Genomic DNA, 18,874 nt, shown 5'->3' on the forward strand with positions numbered 1-18,874 from the left:
TTGGAGCGGGAGACGAGTCTCGAACTCGCGACCTCAACCTTGGCAAGGTTGCGCTCTACCAACTGAGCTACTCCCGCGACAGGAGTTGAACTATACAGGTGGATTTCTATGTTGTCAAACGACACCCGCAAATTTTTTTGAATTTGCAGGAAAAGGAAGTAAAAGAATGTAGCAGACACTGCGAATCGCCCGAGTAATTAGGCAATATCTCACTTGTTTTGAGTGTATTTGTAATGAATATCAATCCAAAGTTATAAATCACTTCAAGTTAGTCTGAAAATTATATGGGAAAACATTAAGTTATATTCCATTTATTGTCTTTAAGAATTACTGCATAACAGAGAATTTTTTGCAATAATCTGAATATAGAGATGGAGTTTTAAAAATACTATGGCACTGAAGGTCTTTAATTTCGCCTGCGTTAACGGCCATACATTCGAAGCAATGGTCGGTAGTGAAGAAGACTTTGAAAAGCAGAAAAAGGCCGGCTTGTTTACCTGTCCTGTCTGCGGGTCTTCAGAGGTGAAGCGCGCCCTCTCTGCGCCGCACGTGAAAACTCAGGCCGCCGATGAAGTGAAAAACAGTGAGTCGTTGGATAGTCTCAGCGATCTTTTTAAGGCCATTCACAAAATCTTGGACGACAGCGAATATGTCGGAGATAAATTTGCTGACGAAGCGCTTGCTATTAAAAGAGGAGAGGCCGAGGAAAGAGTGATTTCCGGTACGGCCTCTCAGGAAGAAGTGGAGCAATTGAGAGAAGAGGGCGTTGACGTGCTTCAGGTTCCCGTCGTGCCCAAAAATAAAGTTAACTGATGTCTTGAAGTTGCTCGGATAAATCGAGCCATTTGGCTTCAAGTTCATCAATCTCGGCAGAAAGCTCTCCGTGCTTTTTCAGACAGACTGCAACTTCATCTTGGTTGCCCTGATAGAAATCTGTGTCCGCAAGCTTTGCATCAAGAGTTTTCTTTTCTGCAGAAAGCTTTTCGAGCTTCTTCTCAACTTTTTCAAGCTCTTTTTTAATGGGTCTGGACAGAGCCGCGATTCTTTGCCTTTCCTGCGCGTCGTTTCTGCGCTGTTCTTTACGGCTGACTACAGCTTTCTCTTCCGGTTTGCCGGCGTTCTTCTTCTCCTGTTTGTCACGCAGAACAAATTCCGCATAGTCATCCAGGTCGCCATGGAACTCCGTCAGCGCCCCGTCATGAACCAGCCACAGCTCGTCGCAGCAGGCGCGAAGCAAATGGCGGTCATGTGAAACCAAAAGCACAGCTCCGCCGTAGGAAGAGAGCGCTTCAGTGAGCGCGTCTCTCGTCGCCATGTCCAGGTGGTTTGTCGGTTCGTCAAAAACCAAAAGGTTCGGCTTTGACCAAGACAAAAGCGCAAGAGAAAGACGCGCTTTCTCGCCTCCGGACATCGGGCCGACCAGGGCCGTTGCCATCTCACCGGAAAACTTGAAGCCTCCGAGATAATCACGAAGCTCTTGTTCTCGTGTATTGGGCGGAGCGACGCGAGCTAAATGCTGAAGCGCGGTTTCATCATCCCGAAGATCGTCAAGCTGATGCTGCGCGAAATAGCCGATGATGAGGCCGTTGCCGTAGCGAATTTCACCGGAGAGCGGCTTGAGCGCGCCGATGAGCGTTTTAATGAGGGTTGATTTACCCGCACCGTTGACACCTAAGACTCCGATGCGAGCGCCTGCTGAAATCACACACTTAACGTTCGTCAGAATCTTTTTGTCGGGATATCCGCAGTCAAGCTCCTCTGCGTGAATCAGGTGCTGAGGAATCTTCTCCGGTTCACGAAAATGAAAGGACCACTGGTAGGTGGAATGAAGAGGAGCGACCTTCTTCAGTTTTTCAAGCATCTTGATGCGGGACTGAGCCTGCTTGGCTTTGGTCGCTTTGTAGCGGAATCGATCAATGTAGGCCTGCAGGTGAGAAGCCGTGGCTTCATAAGCCTTTGCCGCAGCTTGCTGAAGCTTGATTTTTTCAGCTCTTGCGAGCTCATACTGACTGAAATTTCCGGAATAACGATTGATGGTTCCGTCTTCAATAGCCCAGATTGTTCTGGAAACACTGTCAAGAAACTCTCGGTCATGCGAAATCACAATGACTGTCGAATGAATGTGCTTCAGAAAGTTCTCCAGCCAAATGACGGAATCGATATCCAAATGGTTGGTCGGTTCGTCAAGAAGCAGCAAATCCGAGGGTTTCATCAGCGCTCGAGCTAATGCCAGTCGGTTGCGCCATCCGCCCGAAAATTCGGAGACCTTTCTTTGGGAGTCAGACGGCTTAAAACCAAGACCGTAGAGAATCTCTTCGGCTTCAGCAACGACCGCGCCTTCATTAATTTCCGCAAGCTGAGAAAGTGCGGTCGCATAAGCGATGTCATCAGAAGACTCTTCCGCCTTCTTCAGAGCCGCTTTGGCTTCCATCAGCGGCTGATGACCTCCCAGGACAAACTGCAGAGCCTGAGAGTCAGTTTCTAAAATGCGCTGAGCGATATGACTGATTCGAATGGGAGCTGGCGCGAGGATGTCACCGTCCTCGGGCGAGAGCTCTGAGAGGATAGCGGCAAACAGCGTCGATTTTCCGGAGCCGTTTGGGCCGACCAAACCGACTCTTTCTCCGTCGGAAGCCGTTAAATTAACACCTTTGTAAAGGACTCTGACTCCGCGAGTCAGAGATAAATTCTGTAGTTTCAGCATTACGGAACTTGTTCTTTTTTAATGAGAAAGACTTGTTCGTCTCCTCCCGATGTTTTGATCCATTGCACGGGAAGATCAGGGAAGCGGGCTTTAAAGAAGTCCGAATTGTCCCCAAGCTCAACAATGAGGACGCCATTATCGCAGAGGTGCTCTTTGGCCTGATCCATGATCTTTTGGATGACATCCATTCCGTCTTCTCCCGCTTCAAGCGCAAGCGCGGGCTCGTGACAGTATTCGGCCGGCAGACTTTCCATCGCGCTCTGTGTCACATAGGGCGGGTTGGAAATAATGAGATCGTATTTGGCTCCCTGCAGCCCGCTGAATACATCGCTTTGCATCGGGAAGACGCGGTTTTCCAATCCATACTCTTCAATATTGATCTGAGCGACCTCCAAGGCGTCCGGGCTAATGTCTGCGGCGTCAACTTCGGCATTGGGAAAAAGATCGGCAAGCATGATGGCAAGACATCCGGAGCCGGTGCACAGATCCAAAACATGCTTGACATTGAGCGGATCTTCCACAATTCCTTCAAATCGATCTTCGATCATTTCGGCGATAAAGCTCCGTGGAATCAGTACGCGTTCATCCACGTAGAACCGGTAGCCGACTAACCACCATTCGTGGACAATGTAAGCGGTAGGCTCCAAATCATCACATCTTCTGGAGATGTTGTTCAGAAGCATCTCGCGCTCATTGCTCGTCAGAGAAGCGTCTAAAAACTTCTGTTCATACTCCAGCGGAATATGCAGCGAACGCAGCACAAGAAAAGACGCTTCCTGAAAGGGATCGTCATATCCGTGACTGAATGTGGCCTCAGACTCGAAAAGGCGGGTCGACGCATAGCGAATGAAATCGCGTATGGTGGTCAGCGAAGATGTTTTATCACTCATGAGTTTGGTCCAAAAATATATTTCTCAGTGTTTGATAGTAAATTTCCGCTAAATCGGAAATTTGAGAAAGTTCGACACGTTCGTCAATTTTATGGATTCTGTCGTTCGTGGGACCGAATTCAACTATATCCGGGCACCAATTTTTCACAAAACGTCCGTCGCTGGTTCCGCCGGAAGTCGACAGCACCGGCTCAATACCGGTAACGGCGGTAATCGCTTTAGAGAGTCTGCTGGTCAGGAATGTGCCCTGAGCAAAAAACGGTTCCGCGCTTTCCTGCCACGCGACGGAATAGTCAAGACCAAGTCCGCGGCAGATGGATTCGATCTTTTCTTCTAAAGATTTGGCCGTGTGCGCAGGGTTGTAGCGAATGTTAAACGTGATTTCGCAGACGGGCGGGACCACGTTGACCGCTCCCGTGCCCGCATGAATGTTGCTGATTTGGAACGACGTCGAAGGGAAAGGTTCGAAGCCTTCATCCCAAACTTCTGAAGAAAGACGGCTGATGAGCGGACCGGCCATATGAATCGGATTTTTAACTTTTTCCGGATAGGCGACATGCCCTTGGATACCCTTCAGGATCAGTTTTCCGTTGAGAGAGCCTCTTCGACCGTTTTTTATGGTGTCTCCGAGTTTTACCGAGCAGCTCGGCTCTCCCACGATGCAGCACATCGGTGCTTCTTCCGTCTTTATCAGCGCTTCAAGCGCGAATTTGGTTCCGTCACGCCCGTCACCTTCCTCGTCCGAGGTGATTAGAAAGGAGATGCTTCCGTTAAAGTTCGGATACTCTAGGACAAAGCGGCAGGCGGCAGCAGTAAATGCGGCGTCCGATGTTTTCATATCCTGCGCGCCGCGGCCGTACAGATATCCTTCGGATTCCGTCGGCTCAAAGGGCGGGAATTTCCAAGGGGCGCTTCCTGCAGGAACGACATCGACATGACCGCAAAACAAAATGGACGGCTGAGAAGCGCCGATTTTGGCCCAAAGGTTTTTCGTTTCGCCTCGGTTGATTTTTCGGCATTGGAAACCGGCATCCGTGAGCGCTTTTGTGAGAATGTCCAGGCAGCCGGCGTCAGACGGCGTGACCGAGGGGCATTGAATCAGAGATTTGGTTAAGGAGATGGCGTCGTAAGACATAAGTGTGCAGGTAAGCGAAAAGGCAGCCGAAGCTGCCTTTCGTTAATGAAAATTATGAACGCAGCAGTTCGTTGATGCTGGTCTTGGAGCGTGTCTTTTCGTCAACGCGTTTGACGATCACGGCGCAGTTCAGGTTGTACTTGCCGTCTTTAGAGGGAAGACCTCCCGGGACGACAACAGAGCCTGAGGGAACTCTGCCGCGGAAGATTTCACCGGTGGTGCGGTCGTAAATCTTCGTGCTTTGTCCGATGAAAACACCCATTGAAATAACAGAGTTGGCTTCCACGACGACGCCTTCAACAATTTCGCTGCGCGCGCCGATAAAGCAGTTGTCCTCAATGATGGTAGGACCGGCCTGAAGCGGCTCGAGAACGCCGCCGATGCCGACACCGCCGGAGAGGTGGCAGTTCTTGCCGACCTGAGCGCAGGAGCCTACGGTCGACCAGGTGTCAACCATGGTGTTTTCGCCGATGTGCGCGCCGATGTTGACAAAACTCGGCATCAGAACGACACCCGGTGCAATATAGGAGCCCTGGCGGACAACAGCTCCCGGAACACAGCGGATACCGGTTTTTGCCCAGTCGTCCGCGCTGAAGTCTTGGAAGCGAAGCGGGACCTTGTCGTAGAAACTCATGTCTCCTGCACGCATAATGCGGTTCGGATTAATTCTGAAACTGAGAAGAACCGCTTTTTTGATCCACTGATGAGTAACCCATTCGCCGTCGATTTTTTCGGCGACGCGGAGTTCTCCGGATTCAAGCTTGCGGATGACTTCATCGACCGAGTTGGTCACCTCGGGCGGAAGGTGCTCCGGCTTGAGTTCAAAAGCGTTTTCAATCATTTGCTGCAGCGCTAACATTTATCTTTCCTTTATTTAGGGTTAAATTCTGAAATTCTCCTTGCGGCTTCCTTAACCTCGGGAACAGTTGCGACAAGTGCGATACGGATGTAGCCGCGCCCCGGATTCAGGCCGCCGCAGTCCCGACTGAGGAAACTTCCGGGCAGAACCGTAATCGCCTTTTCTTCGTAGAGGCGTTTGGCGTACTCCTGATCATCGATCGGAGTTTTAGCCCAGAGATAAAAACTTGCATCCGGCATAGAAATTCCGAGTGTCTTAGACATCAGCGGAACCGCTGCCGCGAATTTTTCTTTATAAAGCCGTCTGCTTTCACGCACATGTTCTTCATCGTTCCATGCGGCAATGCTTGCCTGCTGAATCGGACCGCTCATTGCGCATCCGTGATAAGTGCGGTAAAGAAGGTAGGGTTTGATCAGAGCTGCGTCTCCGGCGACAAATCCCGTACGCATGCCCGGAATATTGGATCGTTTGGAGAGGCTCGAGAAGACAATCAGGCGCTCGAAATTATCGCGGCCAAGCAGCTTGGCAGCTTCAAGCGCACCCAGAGGCGGCCTTTCTTCATCAAAATAAATTTCGGAATAGCATTCATCGCTTCCGATCACAAAGCCGTATTTGTCGGAATAGCTGAAGAGTTTCTTCCAATCTTCTAAATTCAAAACCTTTCCGGTCGGATTGCTCGGACTGCAGACAAAAACCAGCTGAGTATTGCGAAGAACTTCTTCCGGGACTGAGTCAAGGTCCATCGCGAAGTTATTCTCAGCGGTCTGAGGACAGTAGTAAGGCGTTGCGCCGGCCATCAGAGACGCACCTTCATAAATCTGGTAGAAGGGGCAGGGGAGAATAACAAACGGACTTTTAGTGCGGTCGATATAGGCCTGTGTAAAAGAAAACAGGGCTTCGCGCGAACCGTTGGTCGGAAGAATCTGCGTCAGCGGGTCGGTCTTTACGCCATAGCGGCGGAAAATCCAATCAGAGATTGCAGTTCTGAGTTCAAGCGCGCCGGTCGTGGCGGGATACTTCTCAAAAAGCTTGGAACTGTCGAAAAGAGCCCGGATTACAGCTTCCGGCGCGGCGTGCTTAGGCTCGCCGATAGAAAGGGAAATATGTTCAATGCCGTCAGGCAGCTTCGAATCGGAGAGGAGCGCTCTAAGACGTGTAAAGGGATAAGGTTTTGTAAGCGATAGATCTGGATTCATTATTTTGTATTCCGAAATCAAACTTGATTTTTGATTTTATCAGCACGATTCCCAAAACACTCTTCCGTACACCATAAAAACCTGTGAATACAGGACGGATAGAAAAAAAGCCCGACTTGTGCCGAGCTTTTTTGAACTTCCTCACAGATTAGCCGCGGGTCGGATCGTTGGTTTCGAATTCAGGCAGTTCCACCGGAGCGACAGGTACCCAGCCCTCTTTGCGGTGTTCAACGACAACGGTTGTATAAATGCCGCCGCGGACCCACCATTTTGCTTTCAGACGCATGTAGCGCGGCTTCAGAGCCTCGACGAGATCGTCCAGAATTTTGTTGGTGATGGCTTCATGGAAGGCGCCTTCCTGACGATAGCTCCACATATAGAGCTTGAGCGCCTTCAGTTCAACGTTTTTCTGATCAGGAATGTAGTCAAGAAGCAGAGTCGCGAAATCGGGCTGACCGGTAAGGGGGCAAAGCGAAGTGAATTCCGGGATTTCAATGTGGATCAGGTAGTCGCGATTGGGCTGCGGGTTTGGGAAAGTTTCCAAATTTTTAGTGGGTCTTGTAGACATTTACGAATATTTACCTAAAAAATAATGATATTTTCTGTCAAAAAGACGGAATGATTCTTGAAGGTCAAAAATGTTATCACAGTGCGATGGCCGGCAAGCCCGTATCGGGATATTGCAATATCTTGTAAAGAAACAGTTTTCTTCATTAAGGATCAACCTCAATAGGCCTTTGGCAATAAGACTGTAAAATATCGAATTCAGCGCTAAGTTTTACCGAGGCTTTTGGGGTTTTAAACAATGATAAGTACAGTGGGTATGGTTGTCACAATTGTGATAATCATCGCAGCCGCAATCGGCGGGGTCTGGTATTGGACCAAGATTAAAGAGGATAAATCCTCGGAGCCGCCTAAAGATAATAGGCATGCAGAGATTCAGGAGCCGATTCTTCGAAATGATGACGCTTTGCCGAAACCCATCAGTCATATAAAGATTCCTTCAGAGGAGCCTAAAGAAGAGGATGCTCCGGCGGCCGAGCCTCCTCTTGAAACAGCAGAAGAAGAGAAGAAAGAGGAATCGGAAGTTTCTGCGCTGCCGGCTGAGCAGTCCGAGCCCTCCGATAACTATCTGGAGCAGCCGCAGCCGGAAGAATTAAGTGAATCGGGCCTTTTTAAACATGATCCGTTCTTAATGGAACTGGTGCGAATTAATTTCCGTAAACCTGTTACGGGCAGCCAGCTGACGCCTTTTGTCCGCAGCGCGCTTGATGAAATCGCTCCGCACGGTCTTCTTCGTGTGCTCGCACTTGAAAGCAACAGCCAGCGCTGGTTCAAACCCGACGCGATCGGTATGTTTGAAGCAGTCGCTTTTTACGTACAGCTTGCTTCAAGTCACGCTTCCTTTAATGATGTGTCTCTGAATCAGCTGAACGGCCAGATTTTCCAAAGAATGGAAATGCATTTGGACGGCAGCTGCGAAATTCAGGATGTGCAGGAGCTGGTGAACCGCACCCAGTATCTGAACGCGCTGATCAAGCAGTTCGGCGTGCAGATTACGCTGCTGCTTCGTCCGATTGAAAAGGTTTCTATTGATACCTTTGAGAGAGAGGCCACGCTTCTTGGGTTCAAGCGCCGCAGCTCCAAGCACTACGAAAAGATCGGAGAGTTGGTAACGGACAAAGAAGGCCGACGTCTCGGCAACCGAAAGGGGACGATCGAGATTCGCTGGATTGATGACAGCAACATCACGATTTCTCTGAATGTTCCGCTGATTGCGCCCGAGAAGGATCCGCTGCGCCTCTTTATGACGGCAGTGAACGCCTTCGCGGCAGTCTTCGATGCAGAAATTGTCGGCTCTAACGGTAAAGTTATCGACGGCGCGATGATTTCCCTTCTGAAGCAGGAACTCGATCGTTTCTATAAGGAAATGCGTGCCAAAGATGTTGAGCCGGGCAGCCTGAGAGCGCACCGTCTCTTGGATTAGAGTCGGCTCATAATTACTCATTTAATTTTTATCAGAGCCTTCAATCGGTGTAAATTGAAGGCTCTTTTTTATTCTGACCGCTAGGAGACGCAATGTCGGAGACCGAGAATTTAGACCAAGTCAGGCAGCGAATGGAACAGCTCACCGATGAGCTGGAAAAGCATAACAAGGCTTACTACGTTGACAATAATCCGACGATTTCCGATGAGCTTTACGACTCGATGTTTCAGGAACTTTCGCGTCTGGAAGCTCAGTATCCGCAGTTCAAAAGTCTTTTTTCTCCAACCCAGAGGGTGGGTGCTGCCGTACAGAGCGAACTCTCCAAAGTCCGTCACGCCGTGCCGATGCTTTCCATCTATACGGAGACTGACTATACGGCTGAAGGCGCCTATAACTTTGAAGCGCGTATGCGCAGAGAGCTTGAGCTGCCCGAGGATGTATCGATTGAGTACGATACAGAGCTGAAATTTGACGGTTTGGCGATTAACCTCCGATATGAAGACGGTATTTTGGTTCAGGCGGCAACGCGCGGGGACGGTTATACGGGCGAAGATGTGACCGCCAACGTCAAAACGATCCGTACGATTCCGCTTAGGGCTGAGGGACTTCCGAAGGTTTTTGAGGTCCGCGGTGAGGTCATCATGCATAAAGCGGTTTTTGAGCGTCTGAATGAAGAACAGAAGGCGCTCGGCCTGAAACTTTTCGCCAATCCCCGTAACGCGGCTGCGGGCAGTCTGCGTCAGCTCGATCCGGCGCTGACCGCGAAAAGAAGCCTGAATTTCTATGCGTACGGTTTTGGCGAAGTCTCTGAAATGCCGGTGTCCTCTCAGTCGGAACTGTTGGCCTACCTCAAAGGAAAAGGTTTCCCGGTCGCTCCTGAGCACGGTCTGGCGCACAATCCGGAAGAGCTTCAGGCTTTCCATTCGCGTGTCGCGGAAATTCGTCAGGATCTTCCTTTTGACATCGACGGCGTGGTTTACAAAGTCAACAGTTTTGACCGTCAGAAGCAGCTTGGATTTGTGTCCCGCGAACCCCGCTGGGCATGTGCGCATAAGTATCCGCCGGAAGAAGTACAGACGCAGGTGCTCGATATTACGGTCCAGGTGGGAAGAACCGGAAAACTGACTCCGGTCGCTCGGCTGAAGCCGGTGTTTGTCGGCGGCGTTACCGTCAGCAACGTATCCCTCAACAACGAAGAGTTTTTGGAAAAGCTGGGTGTCAAAATCGGAGACACCGTCGTCGTCCATCGTGCCGGCGATGTGATCCCGGAAGTGGTGCGAGTGATTCCCGAACTTCGGCCGGCGGATGCGAAAGATTTTGTGATGCCGGAGATTTGTCCGGTCTGCGGTTCTCATGCCTATAAAGAAGAAGGCGAGAAGGATCGCCACTGCAGCGGAGGTCTCTTCTGCAAAGCTCAGCGTGTACAGGCTATTCTGCATTTTGTCAGCCGTACGGCGATGGGCATTGACGGCATTGGAGAGAAACTCGCAGAACAGCTCATCCACGCTGATTTGGTGAAAACCGTTGCGGACATCTACAAACTGAAGAAAGAAAACCTGCTCGGCCTCGAGCGCATGGGCGAAAAATCCGCGGAAAAGCTTCTTGCCTCTATTGAAGCGTCCAAACATACGACTTTAGAGCGGTTTATTTACGCGCTAGGCGTTCCGGAAGTGGGAGAGGCGACCGCACGGACGCTGGCGTCGCATTTTGGCGCGCTGAAGAAGATTGAGGAAGCATCGCTTGAGCAACTGATGGAAGTCGAAGACATTGGTCCGGCGGTTGCCGAATGCATTCTGCATTTCTTTGCCGAACCGGTGAATCTGGAAGTTATCGGCGCACTGATTGAAGACGGCGTAACGTGGGAAGAAAACCAGGGGACTAAGGACGAGGATCTTCCGTTTAAAGGGATGACTTTTGTTTTAACAGGCTCTCTGCCTACACTCTCTCGTGATAAGGCGAGCGACTTAATCCGAAAATTCGGCGGCAAAGTCAGCGGCTCCGTATCGAAGAAAACCGCTTATGTTCTCGCAGGTGAGGCGGCCGGTAGTAAACTTGCTAAAGCGCAGGAGCTTGGTATTAATATCATTTCTGAAGAAGATTTGTTTAAATTAATCAATCGGGGGGACAACACGGATGTCTAATGTTTACGCTTTGATCGGAGGCAGCAGACTCGATCACCTCAGCCGGCTCGAAGGCCGCATGATCGACAGGATCGATACTCCGTACGGCAAAGAACCGGTGGAGCTGACTCGCGGTCAGATTGACGGCCTGGAAGTGGTGTTCCTTTCTCGGCACGGCGTCAAAGAGAAAAAGCCGCCTCATATGATCAATTACCGAGCCAATATCTGGGCGCTTTCGACATTTAAGCCCAAGGCGATTATCGCGCTGGCTTCGGTGGGAGCCGTGCTGGTTGAAGATGAAATCGGCACTGTCGCGATTCCGGATCAGATCATCGACTACACTTGGGGCCGTGAGACCTCGTACAACACCGGCAAAGAGTCTGTCATCAATTTCATTGATTTCACATATCCGTTTGATATGGATCTTCGCGATGAAATTGTGCGTATGGCCGACATCATGAATTTACCGATTGTTGACGGCGGTACCTATGCGGTGACACAGGGTCCGAGATTGGAAACCGCGGCAGAAATCGATCGCATCGATCGTGACGGCGGCCATTATGTCGGTATGACGCTGATGCCCGAAGCATGTCTCGCTAAAGAACTGAATCTGCCCTATGCCGCTATTTGTCAGGTAGTAAATCCGGCTGCCGGCAGAGGGGCTTCCGCTAATTCTGTTGAGATTGCTTCGAATGACGAAGAACTCAATAAAGTGACCGATCAGTGCGTAGATTTAGCGATCAAGACCTTTGTAGAGCTCAATCGCTAGACTTCGAGTACCTCTAAAATCGCGGTTTCAAGTTCTCCGCAGAATGCGGGATCCTGAAGCCGCGGACTTTCTATTAAGAAAATATCTTCAACTCTTTCGCCGAGCGTGGCGATACGCGCGGTCAGCAGGTTCAATTTAAACCGAACAAACACGGTCGCAACGGATGCGAGAAGCCCAAGCCTGTCGGTTGCTACGACAGACAGCAGGTAGATGCGTTCGGAGGCATCGGGACGAAGTGTGACGCTCGGCGTGATCGGGAACTGTCTGGATTGTCTGGAAAGACGCCCCTGGACAGGCGGCTGAAGTTTTTCGCCGCTGTCGATGAGGCGCGCGAGTTTTACTTCGAACTCTTTGAGCGTTGCTCCGAAAGTCGGATCCGATTCATCGTCCGTAACAATGAATGAGTCGACGACTCTGCCGTCTTTGCCGGTGTGAATTCTCGCCTCCAGAACCGACAGGTTCGTTCTCTGCAGGGCAGAGACAATCTGAGCGAACAGTTCCGGCCGGTCCTTTGTAAAAACCAGAATTTCGTGGGCGTGTTCCAAACCGCGCAGAGGACGTGCAGCGACAAAGGAATGCTCGGACTCAAGGTGCGGAAGCAGCGTCTTGGCATGCCAGACGATATTGCGCACTGAATGCTTCATAAAATAGGCGACGTCAAAATTATCCCAAAACGCATTGATTCGTTCGGTGTCCTGCGCCGAGAATTTGCAGAGCGCAAGCGCATCCTGACGGCGGCGTGCGACCAGCATGCCGCGGGTCATCTTCCTGCCTTTAAGAATTTTGGCGGTTGATAAGAATAAATCCTGAAGCAGCTGAGCCTTCCACGCGTTCCATATCTTATGGGAGGTCGCACGAATATCACAGACAGTGATGAGGTAGAGGCCGACCAGACGGTCCAAATTTCCTACTTTCCGAGCAAATGCCTCGACAACCTCCGGATCGGAAATATCCTGTTTCTGAGCAACCTGACTCATGGTCAGATGTTCTCGCACCATAAACTCGATGTACTCGGCATCATCGCTTTTAAGGTTTAGACGCCGGCAGAGATCCCTAACAATCTCCGCGCCGATTTTGCTGTGGTCTCCGCCTCGGCCTTTGCCAATGTCATGATAAAGAAGCGCAAGTACCAGTCGCCAATTATCCTTCAGCGATACCATCAGCTCCGTACACATGGGCAGTTCATGCGCATTTTCACTGTGAGTGAAATTTCTGAGGTAGCGGATCGCGAGCAGCGTGTGCTGATCTACGGTGTAGGCGTGGAAAAGATCGTGCTGCATCTGACCGACTATTTTCTTGAAATCCGGCAGCAGCCTTCCAAGCACACCCCAGTGATTCATCTCATTGAGCGCATGCCAGACGCCGCGGCGGCCCTGAATGATTTTTAGAAATGCCTGCAGGTTTTTCGGATCCTCACTCCAGGATTCATCCATCAGCATGTGTGCGCCAAAGAGCGCTCGGTAAAGACGTGATGATTTACGGGCGATCTCAGGATGCCGCTCCTGAATCATAAAGGCCTGAAGAATTCGCGTGCGTGATTCCTCGAACGCATTGTCCGAAGCGATGTCGAGGACTTCTCCGCGGACAGTAAAACCGTCGATCAGATCAAGGGGCGGTCCGCTGTCAGTGACAAAACGCTCTTTGACCGCTTGAAGAATAATACTGTTGAGTTGCCCGATGGTTTTGGCGTTGACATAAAAACGCTGCATCAGGATTTCGCTGGCTCGACGGCCGGGGACGCCGCTTAGTCCTAGTTTTTTGGCTAACGGCTCCTGGATCTCAAATACCAGTCGGTCTTCGTGCCGGCTCGTGAGCAGGTGCATGTGTATTCTCAGTCGGTACAAGTTAACGCGCACCATTTCCAAGAGGTCGCATTCACGCCTCGTGATTAGGCCGGAGCGGTGTACTTCGTCAAAAGTCGCGCCGAATTTTGCAGCACGAAGTACCCAGATGAGAATATTCAGATCTCTGAGGCCGCCGGGAGATTCCTTGATATTGGGTTCAAGCGTGTACGAACTCTCGTGGTATTTAAGATGACGGTGTTCCTGCTCAATAAATTTAGCTCGGTAGAAGGATTTGAAATCCAGACTCTTCTCAAGTTCGGAGGTATAGCGTTTAAAGAGTTCCGAATCGCCCGCGATTAACCGGGATTCCAACATCGCGGTTTGGGCCGTGATATCTAACCGTGCCTGTTCGATGCACTCATCGAGTTTGCGAACTGAGTAACCGACGGTCAGTCCGAGCGACCAAAGCTCTCCGATAACGGCACCGACAGAGTTAAGTTCGGAATCCAGCACGTCATCCGGGAGTAAAAAGAGAAGGTCAAGATCCGAGTAGGGAAAGAGCTGCTCTCTTCCGAAGCCGCCGATTGCGACGACCGAGATTCTGGAAGAGAGCTCCTTAAGTTTCAGAATTTCGCGGACCGCTTCATCTGCCGCCCGCGAATGTTCGAGAAGATATTTATCGGCATCATTCGTCTCTGCGAAATCATTAGCCAGCTGCTGTCGAGTCTTTTTGAAGTTGTTGATGATTTCACTGATCTGCATATGCCGAAATTGTTTCGTTACTTGGTTTTAACCCAGGAGGGGAGTGCGGGGCTGCCTTCGGATACGGTGAGGACTTCCCAACCGGTATCAGTGACCAGCACGGTATGCTCCCACTGCGCGGAAAGACTTTTATCCTTGGTCACGGCGGTCCAGCCGTTGGAGAGGATGGTGAGCTCTTTGCGCCCGGCGTTGATCATCGGTTCGATCGTAAAAATCATACCGGGCTTCATTTCCGCTCCGGCACCCATTTTGCCGTAATGAAGAACCGGAGGCTCCTCATGGAATCCGACGCCGACACCGTGGCCGGTGAATTCTTCGACAACGCTGCAGCCCTGAGCGTGCGCAAATTTCTGAATAGCGTAGCCGATATCGCCGAAGTGTGCGCCGGGTTTGACCATTTCAATGCCTTTCCACATCGCATCGTAGGTGACAGCAATCAGATGGTTGGCGGCGATGGAGCATTTTCCGACGCAGAACATACGGCTTGTGTCACCGTAATAACCGTTTTTAATAACCGTGACGTCAATATTAAGGATGTCTCCCTTTTTGAGAACCTTGGGTCCCGGGATGCCGTGGCAGACCTGATGGTTGACCGAGATGCAGGTTGCTTTAGGGTAAGGGATGCTGTGGTCCGGGTCATATCCGAGGCATGCGGATTTATCCTTCAGCACATCTTCGGTGTAGCGGAGCATCAAATCATCAAGATATTCGGTTGTTACTCCGGGTTTGACAAACGGAGTGATGTAGTCCAGAACCATTGAAGCGTCTTTGCAGGCTTCGCGGATTCCCGCGATTTGTTCCGGCGTCTTTATAAGAATTTCTCTTTTAGCCATTTAAATTCAGTTCTCTCTATTTATAGAAACACAGATGCGCGTTATTTTAGTTGATCTCAATATCGAATTAATGTGCCGCTCGGCACTATGGGCGTTGAATTTTTATTGAGACGCCAGCGCGCATCGGTTTGTAATTTATTGTTCGTTCTGCATAATTTTTTTCTTTTCGTGCTAGAATCCCGCGGTCTTCGAAATATTCGAAAGACGAATTATTTTTTATTAGCGCAGCCTCGCAAACAGGGTTCCGGTCGGAATAGGTGAGGCTGTTGGAATTAAACCCTTAAGGAATTACAAATATGTCATCTCTGAGCATGCGTGAACTGCTCGAAGCTGGTGCACATTTCGGTCACCAGACTCGTTTTTGGAACCCCAAGATGTCCCAGTACATTTTCGGTTCCCGCAACAAGATTCACATCATCAACCTTGAAAAGACCGTCGCCAAATTCGACGAAGCCGCCAAGTTCCTGACAAACCTGGCTGCTCAGAAAGGCACGATCCTCTTCGTTGGTACAAAGCGCACATCTCGTGACGCCATCGTAGCTGAAGCCACACGCTGCGGTATGCCTTACGTTGATCAGCGCTGGCTCGGCGGCATGCTGACAAACTTCAAGACTGTTAAAGTTTCCCTGAAGAAGCTCAAAGAAATGGAACAGCTCGTTGCTGACGGCGGCCTCGAGAAAATGACAAAGAAAGAAGCGCTTGATTTCACACGCGAACTCGAGAAGCTGAACAAGGCCATGGGCGGCATCAAAGACATGAACGGTCTGCCTGACGCTCTGGTTGTTGTTGACGTCGGCTACCACAAGATCGCTATTCAGGAAGCCAACAAGCTTGGAATCCCTGTTGTCGGTATCGTCGATACAAACCACAATCCGGCCGGTGTTGACTACGTCATCCCGGGCAATGACGACAGCGCTCGCGCCGTTGCTCTGTACACCAAGGGTTTCGCTGATGCGATCCTTGCTGGCAAGAACAAGAATCTTGACGAAACTGTCAAGGCTGCTAAGGCCGATGACTTTGTTGAAGAAACCGTCGTCGAAGAAAAGGCTGAGTAATTTAGCCCCTTCACATAGGTAGTCTTGAGAGGGGCGTTTTCGCCCCTTTCTTTTAATCCGATTTTTTACTTTTTAAGGAAAATACAATGGCTGTTGTAACTGCCGCTATGGTCAAAGAACTTCGTGTTAAAACCGACGCTCCGATGATGGAGTGCAAGAAGGCTTTGACAGAAGCTGACGGTGATCTTGCAAAAGCAGAAGAAATTCTGCGCGTCAAGCTTGGCAACAAAGCAACTAAAGCTGCCAGCCGTATTACTGCTGACGGTGTTGTTGCGATCTACATTGATGAAAACGGTAAGAACGGCGCTATCGTCGAGCTGAACTCTGAAACCGACTTCGTTGCGAAGAACGCAGATTTCATCGCTTTCGCCGATGAAATCGCCAAACTCGTTGCCGATCACAAGCCGACTGATCTTGAAGCTCTCGGTCAGCTTAAGATTGGCGACGCCACTGTCGAAGAAAAGCGTAAGGCGCTTATCGGCAAGATCGGTGAAAACATCACTGTTCGCCGCTTCCAGATCCTTGAAGGCAAGGGCAAGCTCTCTACATACATCCACGGCGGCTCCAAGATCGGCGTTATCGTTGACGTTATCGGCGGTACCGATGAAGTCGCTCATGACGTCGCGATGCATATCGCCGCTTCCAAGCCGAAAGCTCTTGACCAGTCCGGTATTCCCGCTGAACTGATCGAAAGAGAACGCCGCGTTGCGATTGAAAAAGCTCACGAAGCCAACAAACCTGAGAACATGATCGAACGTATCGCTGAAGGCTCCGTTCAGAAGTTCCTCAAAGAAGTTACGCTTCTTTCTCAGCCGTTCGTTAAAGACGACAAGCAGACAGTTGGTCAGCTTCTGAAGTCCAACAATGCTACAGTATCTTCATTTGCCCTCTTTGTAGTTGGCGAAGGTATGGAAAAACGCTCCAACGACTTCGCGGCTGAAGTTGCTGCTCAGGTCGCTGCTGCGCGCGTTTAATTTCTCTTAATTCGGAGCAAAAGATGAGTGAGACTGGACAAACAAAGACAAAACGGATTCTTCTTAAATTATCCGGCGAAGCCCTGATGGGCGACAAAGCCTTCGGTATTAACCGCGACACGCTGAAAAGCATCGTCGGTGAGATATCTGAAGTTGTGAAATTGGGTGTCCAGCTTGCCATCGTAGTCGGCGGCGGCAATATCTTCCGCGGTGTTGCGCTTGGTTCAACCGGTATGGACCGTGCCACCGGCGACTATATGGGTATGCTCGCCACCTGCATGAACGCTATGGCGCTTCAGGATGCGCTGCGCAACAGCGGCATTGAAGCCCGCGTTCAGTGCGCTCTTGATATTGATCAGGTTGCTGAGCCGTATATTCGCGGAAAAGCCCTGAGTCATCTGAAGAAAGGCCGTGTTGTGATCTTTGCCGCCGGTACCGGCAATCCGTTCTTTACAACGGATACCGCCGCAGCGCTTCGCAGCGCTGAAATCGGCGCCGATATGGTGCTGAAGGCCACACAGGTTGACGGAGTTTATTCTGCAGATCCGAAAAAAGATCCGGACGCTAAGCTCTATAAGTCCATTTCTTTTGATGAAGCGATTCAGAAGAAACTGAAGATTCTTGACGCGACCGCGTTTACGCTGTGCCGCGATCAGGGCATGCAGATCCGCGTCTTCAATCTGCACAAACCGGGCGCGCTCAAACGCGTTGTGCTCGGAGAAGACGAGGGCACGCTCGTTCATCTCTAAGCTCTGAGAGAATTGAACCATGGGCCGGGAATTTCCCGGCTTTTTTCATGCATTAAAAAGCCCAGACAGGCCGGGCGGTATAAAGGATGAATACAGAGGAAGTGTTATTTGCTTTCTTTGTGTTCTTTCTTCTCTTCTTTCATTTTGTTTTCGGCTTGGATCTTTTCGCGAAGTTCATCGCTTTTTTGTTCCTGATCCTTAAGAATGCCGTTGAACATTTTTTCGATTTTTGCCATGTCTTTCTCCTCTTACATCGACGCTTCAGAATAGCGCAGAGGCTAAAGTGCGCAGGCTCCTGCCGCTCGAATCGAGCAGAAAGAGCGGCGGGAAAAGACTTGCGTCAAATGGTAACTTTTTATAGGGCTTGCGGCTGTCATCCGTGTGGAAAACCATGATAAACTCAAAAGATTAAGACGTTACGAAGACCGCATCCGCTTGACAGCGGAATTGATTTACCAGCAAGAAATTAGACAGGTTACTGATATATGACAACAAAAGAGATTTTTTCACAGACTGAACATCACATGAAGCGTTCCATTGAGACGCTTAAAGACTCTTTTATGAAGATTCGTACAGGACGCGCTCATACTGGCCTGCTCGAACATATCACTGTTGATTACTACGGCTCACCGACCCCCATCAGCCAGGTTGCCCAGCTTGGTCTTGCCGATGCGCGCACGATCACCGTTCAGCCGTGGGAAAAGAAAATGGTTGCTGTTGTTGAAAAAGCGATCCGCAATTCCGACCTCGGTCTGAATCCCGCTACATCCGGCGATGTTATCCGTGTTCCGATGCCTCCTCTGACTGAAGAGCGCCGTCGTGATCTTACAAAAGTCGTCCGCGGTGAAGCCGAAGACTGCAAGGTTGCTGTCCGCAATCTGCGTCGCGACGCCAATACCAAGGTCGCCGCTCTTCTGAAAGAGAAAGAGATCACTGAAGACGATGAGCGCCGCTCTAATACGGAAATCCAGAAACTCACCGATAAGTACATCGGAGAGATCGATAAGCTTTCCGCAGAGAAAGAAAAAGAAATTATGACCGTTTAGTACGGTTCGCA

At 50.4% G+C, this 18,874-nt stretch carries 17 protein-coding genes and 1 tRNA gene; 8 read left to right on the forward strand and 10 right to left on the reverse strand.

Annotated elements, in window-relative coordinates; genetic code table 11:
• Position 1: 1 nt before the first annotated feature.
• Positions 2–77 (reverse strand) — tRNA-Gly (locus tag NFR90_RS05405).
• Positions 78–390: 313 nt separating this feature from the next.
• On the opposite strand from NFR90_RS05405, the gene NFR90_RS05410 reads away from it, so the two are divergent.
• Entirely contained in the window at positions 391–813 is a 423-nt protein-coding gene (locus NFR90_RS05410) for a DUF1178 family protein (protein WP_160334145.1), read from the forward strand.
• Here NFR90_RS05410 and abc-f read toward each other — a convergent pair.
• The 6 genes from abc-f to queF all read right to left on the reverse strand — a co-directional run bounded on the left by abc-f (position 806) and on the right by queF (position 7,352).
• Complete coding sequence (gene abc-f, locus NFR90_RS05415; RefSeq protein WP_251451276.1) at positions 806–2,704, reverse strand: ribosomal protection-like ABC-F family protein; 1,899 nt, start codon at positions 2,702–2,704, stop codon at positions 806–808. The genes NFR90_RS05410 and abc-f overlap by 8 nt on opposite strands.
• Complete coding sequence (gene prmB / locus NFR90_RS05420) at positions 2,704–3,594, reverse strand: 50S ribosomal protein L3 N(5)-glutamine methyltransferase (protein ID WP_251451278.1); 891 nt, start codon at positions 3,592–3,594, stop codon at positions 2,704–2,706. The genes abc-f and prmB overlap by 1 nt, the downstream gene beginning before the upstream one ends.
• Positions 3,587–4,729 (reverse strand): succinyl-diaminopimelate desuccinylase, encoded by a 1,143-nt coding sequence (gene dapE, locus NFR90_RS05425; RefSeq protein WP_251451280.1) that lies wholly within the window; start codon positions 4,727–4,729, stop codon positions 3,587–3,589. The genes prmB and dapE overlap by 8 nt, the downstream gene beginning before the upstream one ends.
• A 52-nt stretch (positions 4,730–4,781) precedes the next feature.
• Entirely contained in the window at positions 4,782–5,588 is an 807-nt protein-coding gene (gene dapD / locus NFR90_RS05430) for a 2,3,4,5-tetrahydropyridine-2,6-dicarboxylate N-succinyltransferase (protein WP_251451282.1), read from the reverse strand.
• An 11-nt stretch (positions 5,589–5,599) separates the two neighbouring features.
• The gene (gene dapC, locus NFR90_RS05435; RefSeq protein WP_251451284.1) at positions 5,600–6,784 is read right to left on the reverse strand and encodes a succinyldiaminopimelate transaminase; all 1,185 of its coding nucleotides are present in this window, start codon (positions 6,782–6,784) and stop codon (positions 5,600–5,602) included.
• 148 nt (positions 6,785–6,932) lie between these two features.
• The gene (gene queF / locus NFR90_RS05440) at positions 6,933–7,352 is read right to left on the reverse strand and encodes a preQ(1) synthase (protein ID WP_160334139.1); all 420 of its coding nucleotides are present in this window, start codon (positions 7,350–7,352) and stop codon (positions 6,933–6,935) included.
• 237 nt (positions 7,353–7,589) lie between these two features.
• On the opposite strand from queF, the gene NFR90_RS05445 reads away from it, so the two are divergent.
• The 3 genes from NFR90_RS05445 (at position 7,590) to NFR90_RS05455 (ending at position 11,660) form a co-directional block, all read left to right on the forward strand.
• Positions 7,590–8,771, forward strand: coding sequence for a hypothetical protein (locus NFR90_RS05445; protein WP_251451287.1), 1,182 nt, complete (start codon positions 7,590–7,592; stop codon positions 8,769–8,771).
• A 92-nt stretch (positions 8,772–8,863) separates the two neighbouring features.
• A complete protein-coding gene (ligA, locus tag NFR90_RS05450) occupies positions 8,864–10,912 on the forward strand; it encodes an NAD-dependent DNA ligase LigA (protein WP_251451289.1) in 2,049 nt (682 codons plus the stop codon).
• Positions 10,905–11,660: an S-methyl-5'-thioinosine phosphorylase gene (locus tag NFR90_RS05455; protein WP_160334137.1), complete on the forward strand. Its 756-nt coding sequence runs from the start codon at positions 10,905–10,907 to the stop codon at positions 11,658–11,660. Before ligA ends, NFR90_RS05455 begins: the two co-directional genes overlap by 8 nt.
• Here the strand turns inward: NFR90_RS05455 and glnD are convergent.
• Positions 11,657–14,206, reverse strand: coding sequence for a [protein-PII] uridylyltransferase (gene glnD, locus NFR90_RS05460; protein ID WP_251451291.1), 2,550 nt, complete (start codon positions 14,204–14,206; stop codon positions 11,657–11,659). The genes NFR90_RS05455 and glnD overlap by 4 nt on opposite strands.
• Positions 14,207–14,223: 17 nt before the next feature.
• Positions 14,224–15,039 (reverse strand): type I methionyl aminopeptidase, encoded by an 816-nt coding sequence (map, locus tag NFR90_RS05465; protein WP_251451293.1) that lies wholly within the window; start codon positions 15,037–15,039, stop codon positions 14,224–14,226.
• Positions 15,040–15,335: 296 nt separating this feature from the next.
• On the opposite strand from map, the gene rpsB reads away from it, so the two are divergent.
• From rpsB to pyrH, 3 genes are all read left to right on the forward strand, one after another.
• Positions 15,336–16,094: a 30S ribosomal protein S2 gene (gene rpsB, locus NFR90_RS05470; RefSeq protein WP_251451295.1), complete on the forward strand. Its 759-nt coding sequence runs from the start codon at positions 15,336–15,338 to the stop codon at positions 16,092–16,094.
• A gap of 86 nt (positions 16,095–16,180) precedes the next feature.
• Positions 16,181–17,068: a translation elongation factor Ts gene (gene tsf, locus NFR90_RS05475; RefSeq protein ID WP_251451297.1), complete on the forward strand. Its 888-nt coding sequence runs from the start codon at positions 16,181–16,183 to the stop codon at positions 17,066–17,068.
• Positions 17,069–17,091: 23 nt separating this feature from the next.
• Complete coding sequence (gene pyrH, locus NFR90_RS05480; RefSeq protein ID WP_251451299.1) at positions 17,092–17,817, forward strand: UMP kinase; 726 nt, start codon at positions 17,092–17,094, stop codon at positions 17,815–17,817.
• A gap of 104 nt (positions 17,818–17,921) precedes the next feature.
• On the opposite strand, the gene NFR90_RS11625 is transcribed toward pyrH, so the two are convergent.
• The gene (locus NFR90_RS11625) at positions 17,922–18,053 is read right to left on the reverse strand and encodes a hypothetical protein (RefSeq protein ID WP_255453124.1); all 132 of its coding nucleotides are present in this window, start codon (positions 18,051–18,053) and stop codon (positions 17,922–17,924) included.
• Between the two features lie 288 nt (positions 18,054–18,341).
• Between NFR90_RS11625 and frr the strand changes: the two genes are divergently transcribed.
• A complete protein-coding gene (frr, locus tag NFR90_RS05485; protein ID WP_370267787.1) occupies positions 18,342–18,863 on the forward strand; it encodes a ribosome recycling factor in 522 nt (173 codons plus the stop codon).
• The last annotated feature ends 11 nt before the right edge of the window (positions 18,864–18,874 follow it).

It is taken from the genome of Parasutterella muris (genome assembly GCF_943193095.1).
In the GTDB taxonomy this organism is placed as follows: domain Bacteria; phylum Pseudomonadota; class Gammaproteobacteria; order Burkholderiales; family Burkholderiaceae_F; genus Parasutterella; species Parasutterella muris.

Coding starts and splice junctions, on each gene's coding strand:
- glnD (WP_251451291.1), bottom strand. CDS start 14,206: ATGCAGATCAGTGAAATCATCAACAACTTCAAAAAGACTCGACAGCAG.
- pyrH (WP_251451299.1), top strand. CDS start 17,092: ATGAGTGAGACTGGACAAACAAAGACAAAACGGATTCTTCTTAAATTA.
- NFR90_RS11625 (WP_255453124.1), bottom strand. CDS start 18,053: ATGGCAAAAATCGAAAAAATGTTCAACGGCATTCTTAAGGATCAGGAA.
- dapC (WP_251451284.1), bottom strand. CDS start 6,784: ATGAATCCAGATCTATCGCTTACAAAACCTTATCCCTTTACACGTCTT.
- tsf (WP_251451297.1), top strand. CDS start 16,181: ATGGCTGTTGTAACTGCCGCTATGGTCAAAGAACTTCGTGTTAAAACC.
- dapE (WP_251451280.1), bottom strand. CDS start 4,729: ATGTCTTACGACGCCATCTCCTTAACCAAATCTCTGATTCAATGCCCC.
- ligA (WP_251451289.1), top strand. CDS start 8,864: ATGTCGGAGACCGAGAATTTAGACCAAGTCAGGCAGCGAATGGAACAG.
- NFR90_RS05410 (WP_160334145.1), top strand. CDS start 391: ATGGCACTGAAGGTCTTTAATTTCGCCTGCGTTAACGGCCATACATTC.
- NFR90_RS05445 (WP_251451287.1), top strand. CDS start 7,590: ATGATAAGTACAGTGGGTATGGTTGTCACAATTGTGATAATCATCGCA.
- rpsB (WP_251451295.1), top strand. CDS start 15,336: ATGTCATCTCTGAGCATGCGTGAACTGCTCGAAGCTGGTGCACATTTC.
- queF (WP_160334139.1), bottom strand. CDS start 7,352: ATGTCTACAAGACCCACTAAAAATTTGGAAACTTTCCCAAACCCGCAG.
- abc-f (WP_251451276.1), bottom strand. CDS start 2,704: ATGCTGAAACTACAGAATTTATCTCTGACTCGCGGAGTCAGAGTCCTT.
- map (WP_251451293.1), bottom strand. CDS start 15,039: ATGGCTAAAAGAGAAATTCTTATAAAGACGCCGGAACAAATCGCGGGA.
- frr (WP_370267787.1), top strand. CDS start 18,342: ATGAAGCGTTCCATTGAGACGCTTAAAGACTCTTTTATGAAGATTCGT.
- prmB (WP_251451278.1), bottom strand. CDS start 3,594: ATGAGTGATAAAACATCTTCGCTGACCACCATACGCGATTTCATTCGC.
- dapD (WP_251451282.1), bottom strand. CDS start 5,588: ATGTTAGCGCTGCAGCAAATGATTGAAAACGCTTTTGAACTCAAGCCG.
- NFR90_RS05455 (WP_160334137.1), top strand. CDS start 10,905: ATGTCTAATGTTTACGCTTTGATCGGAGGCAGCAGACTCGATCACCTC.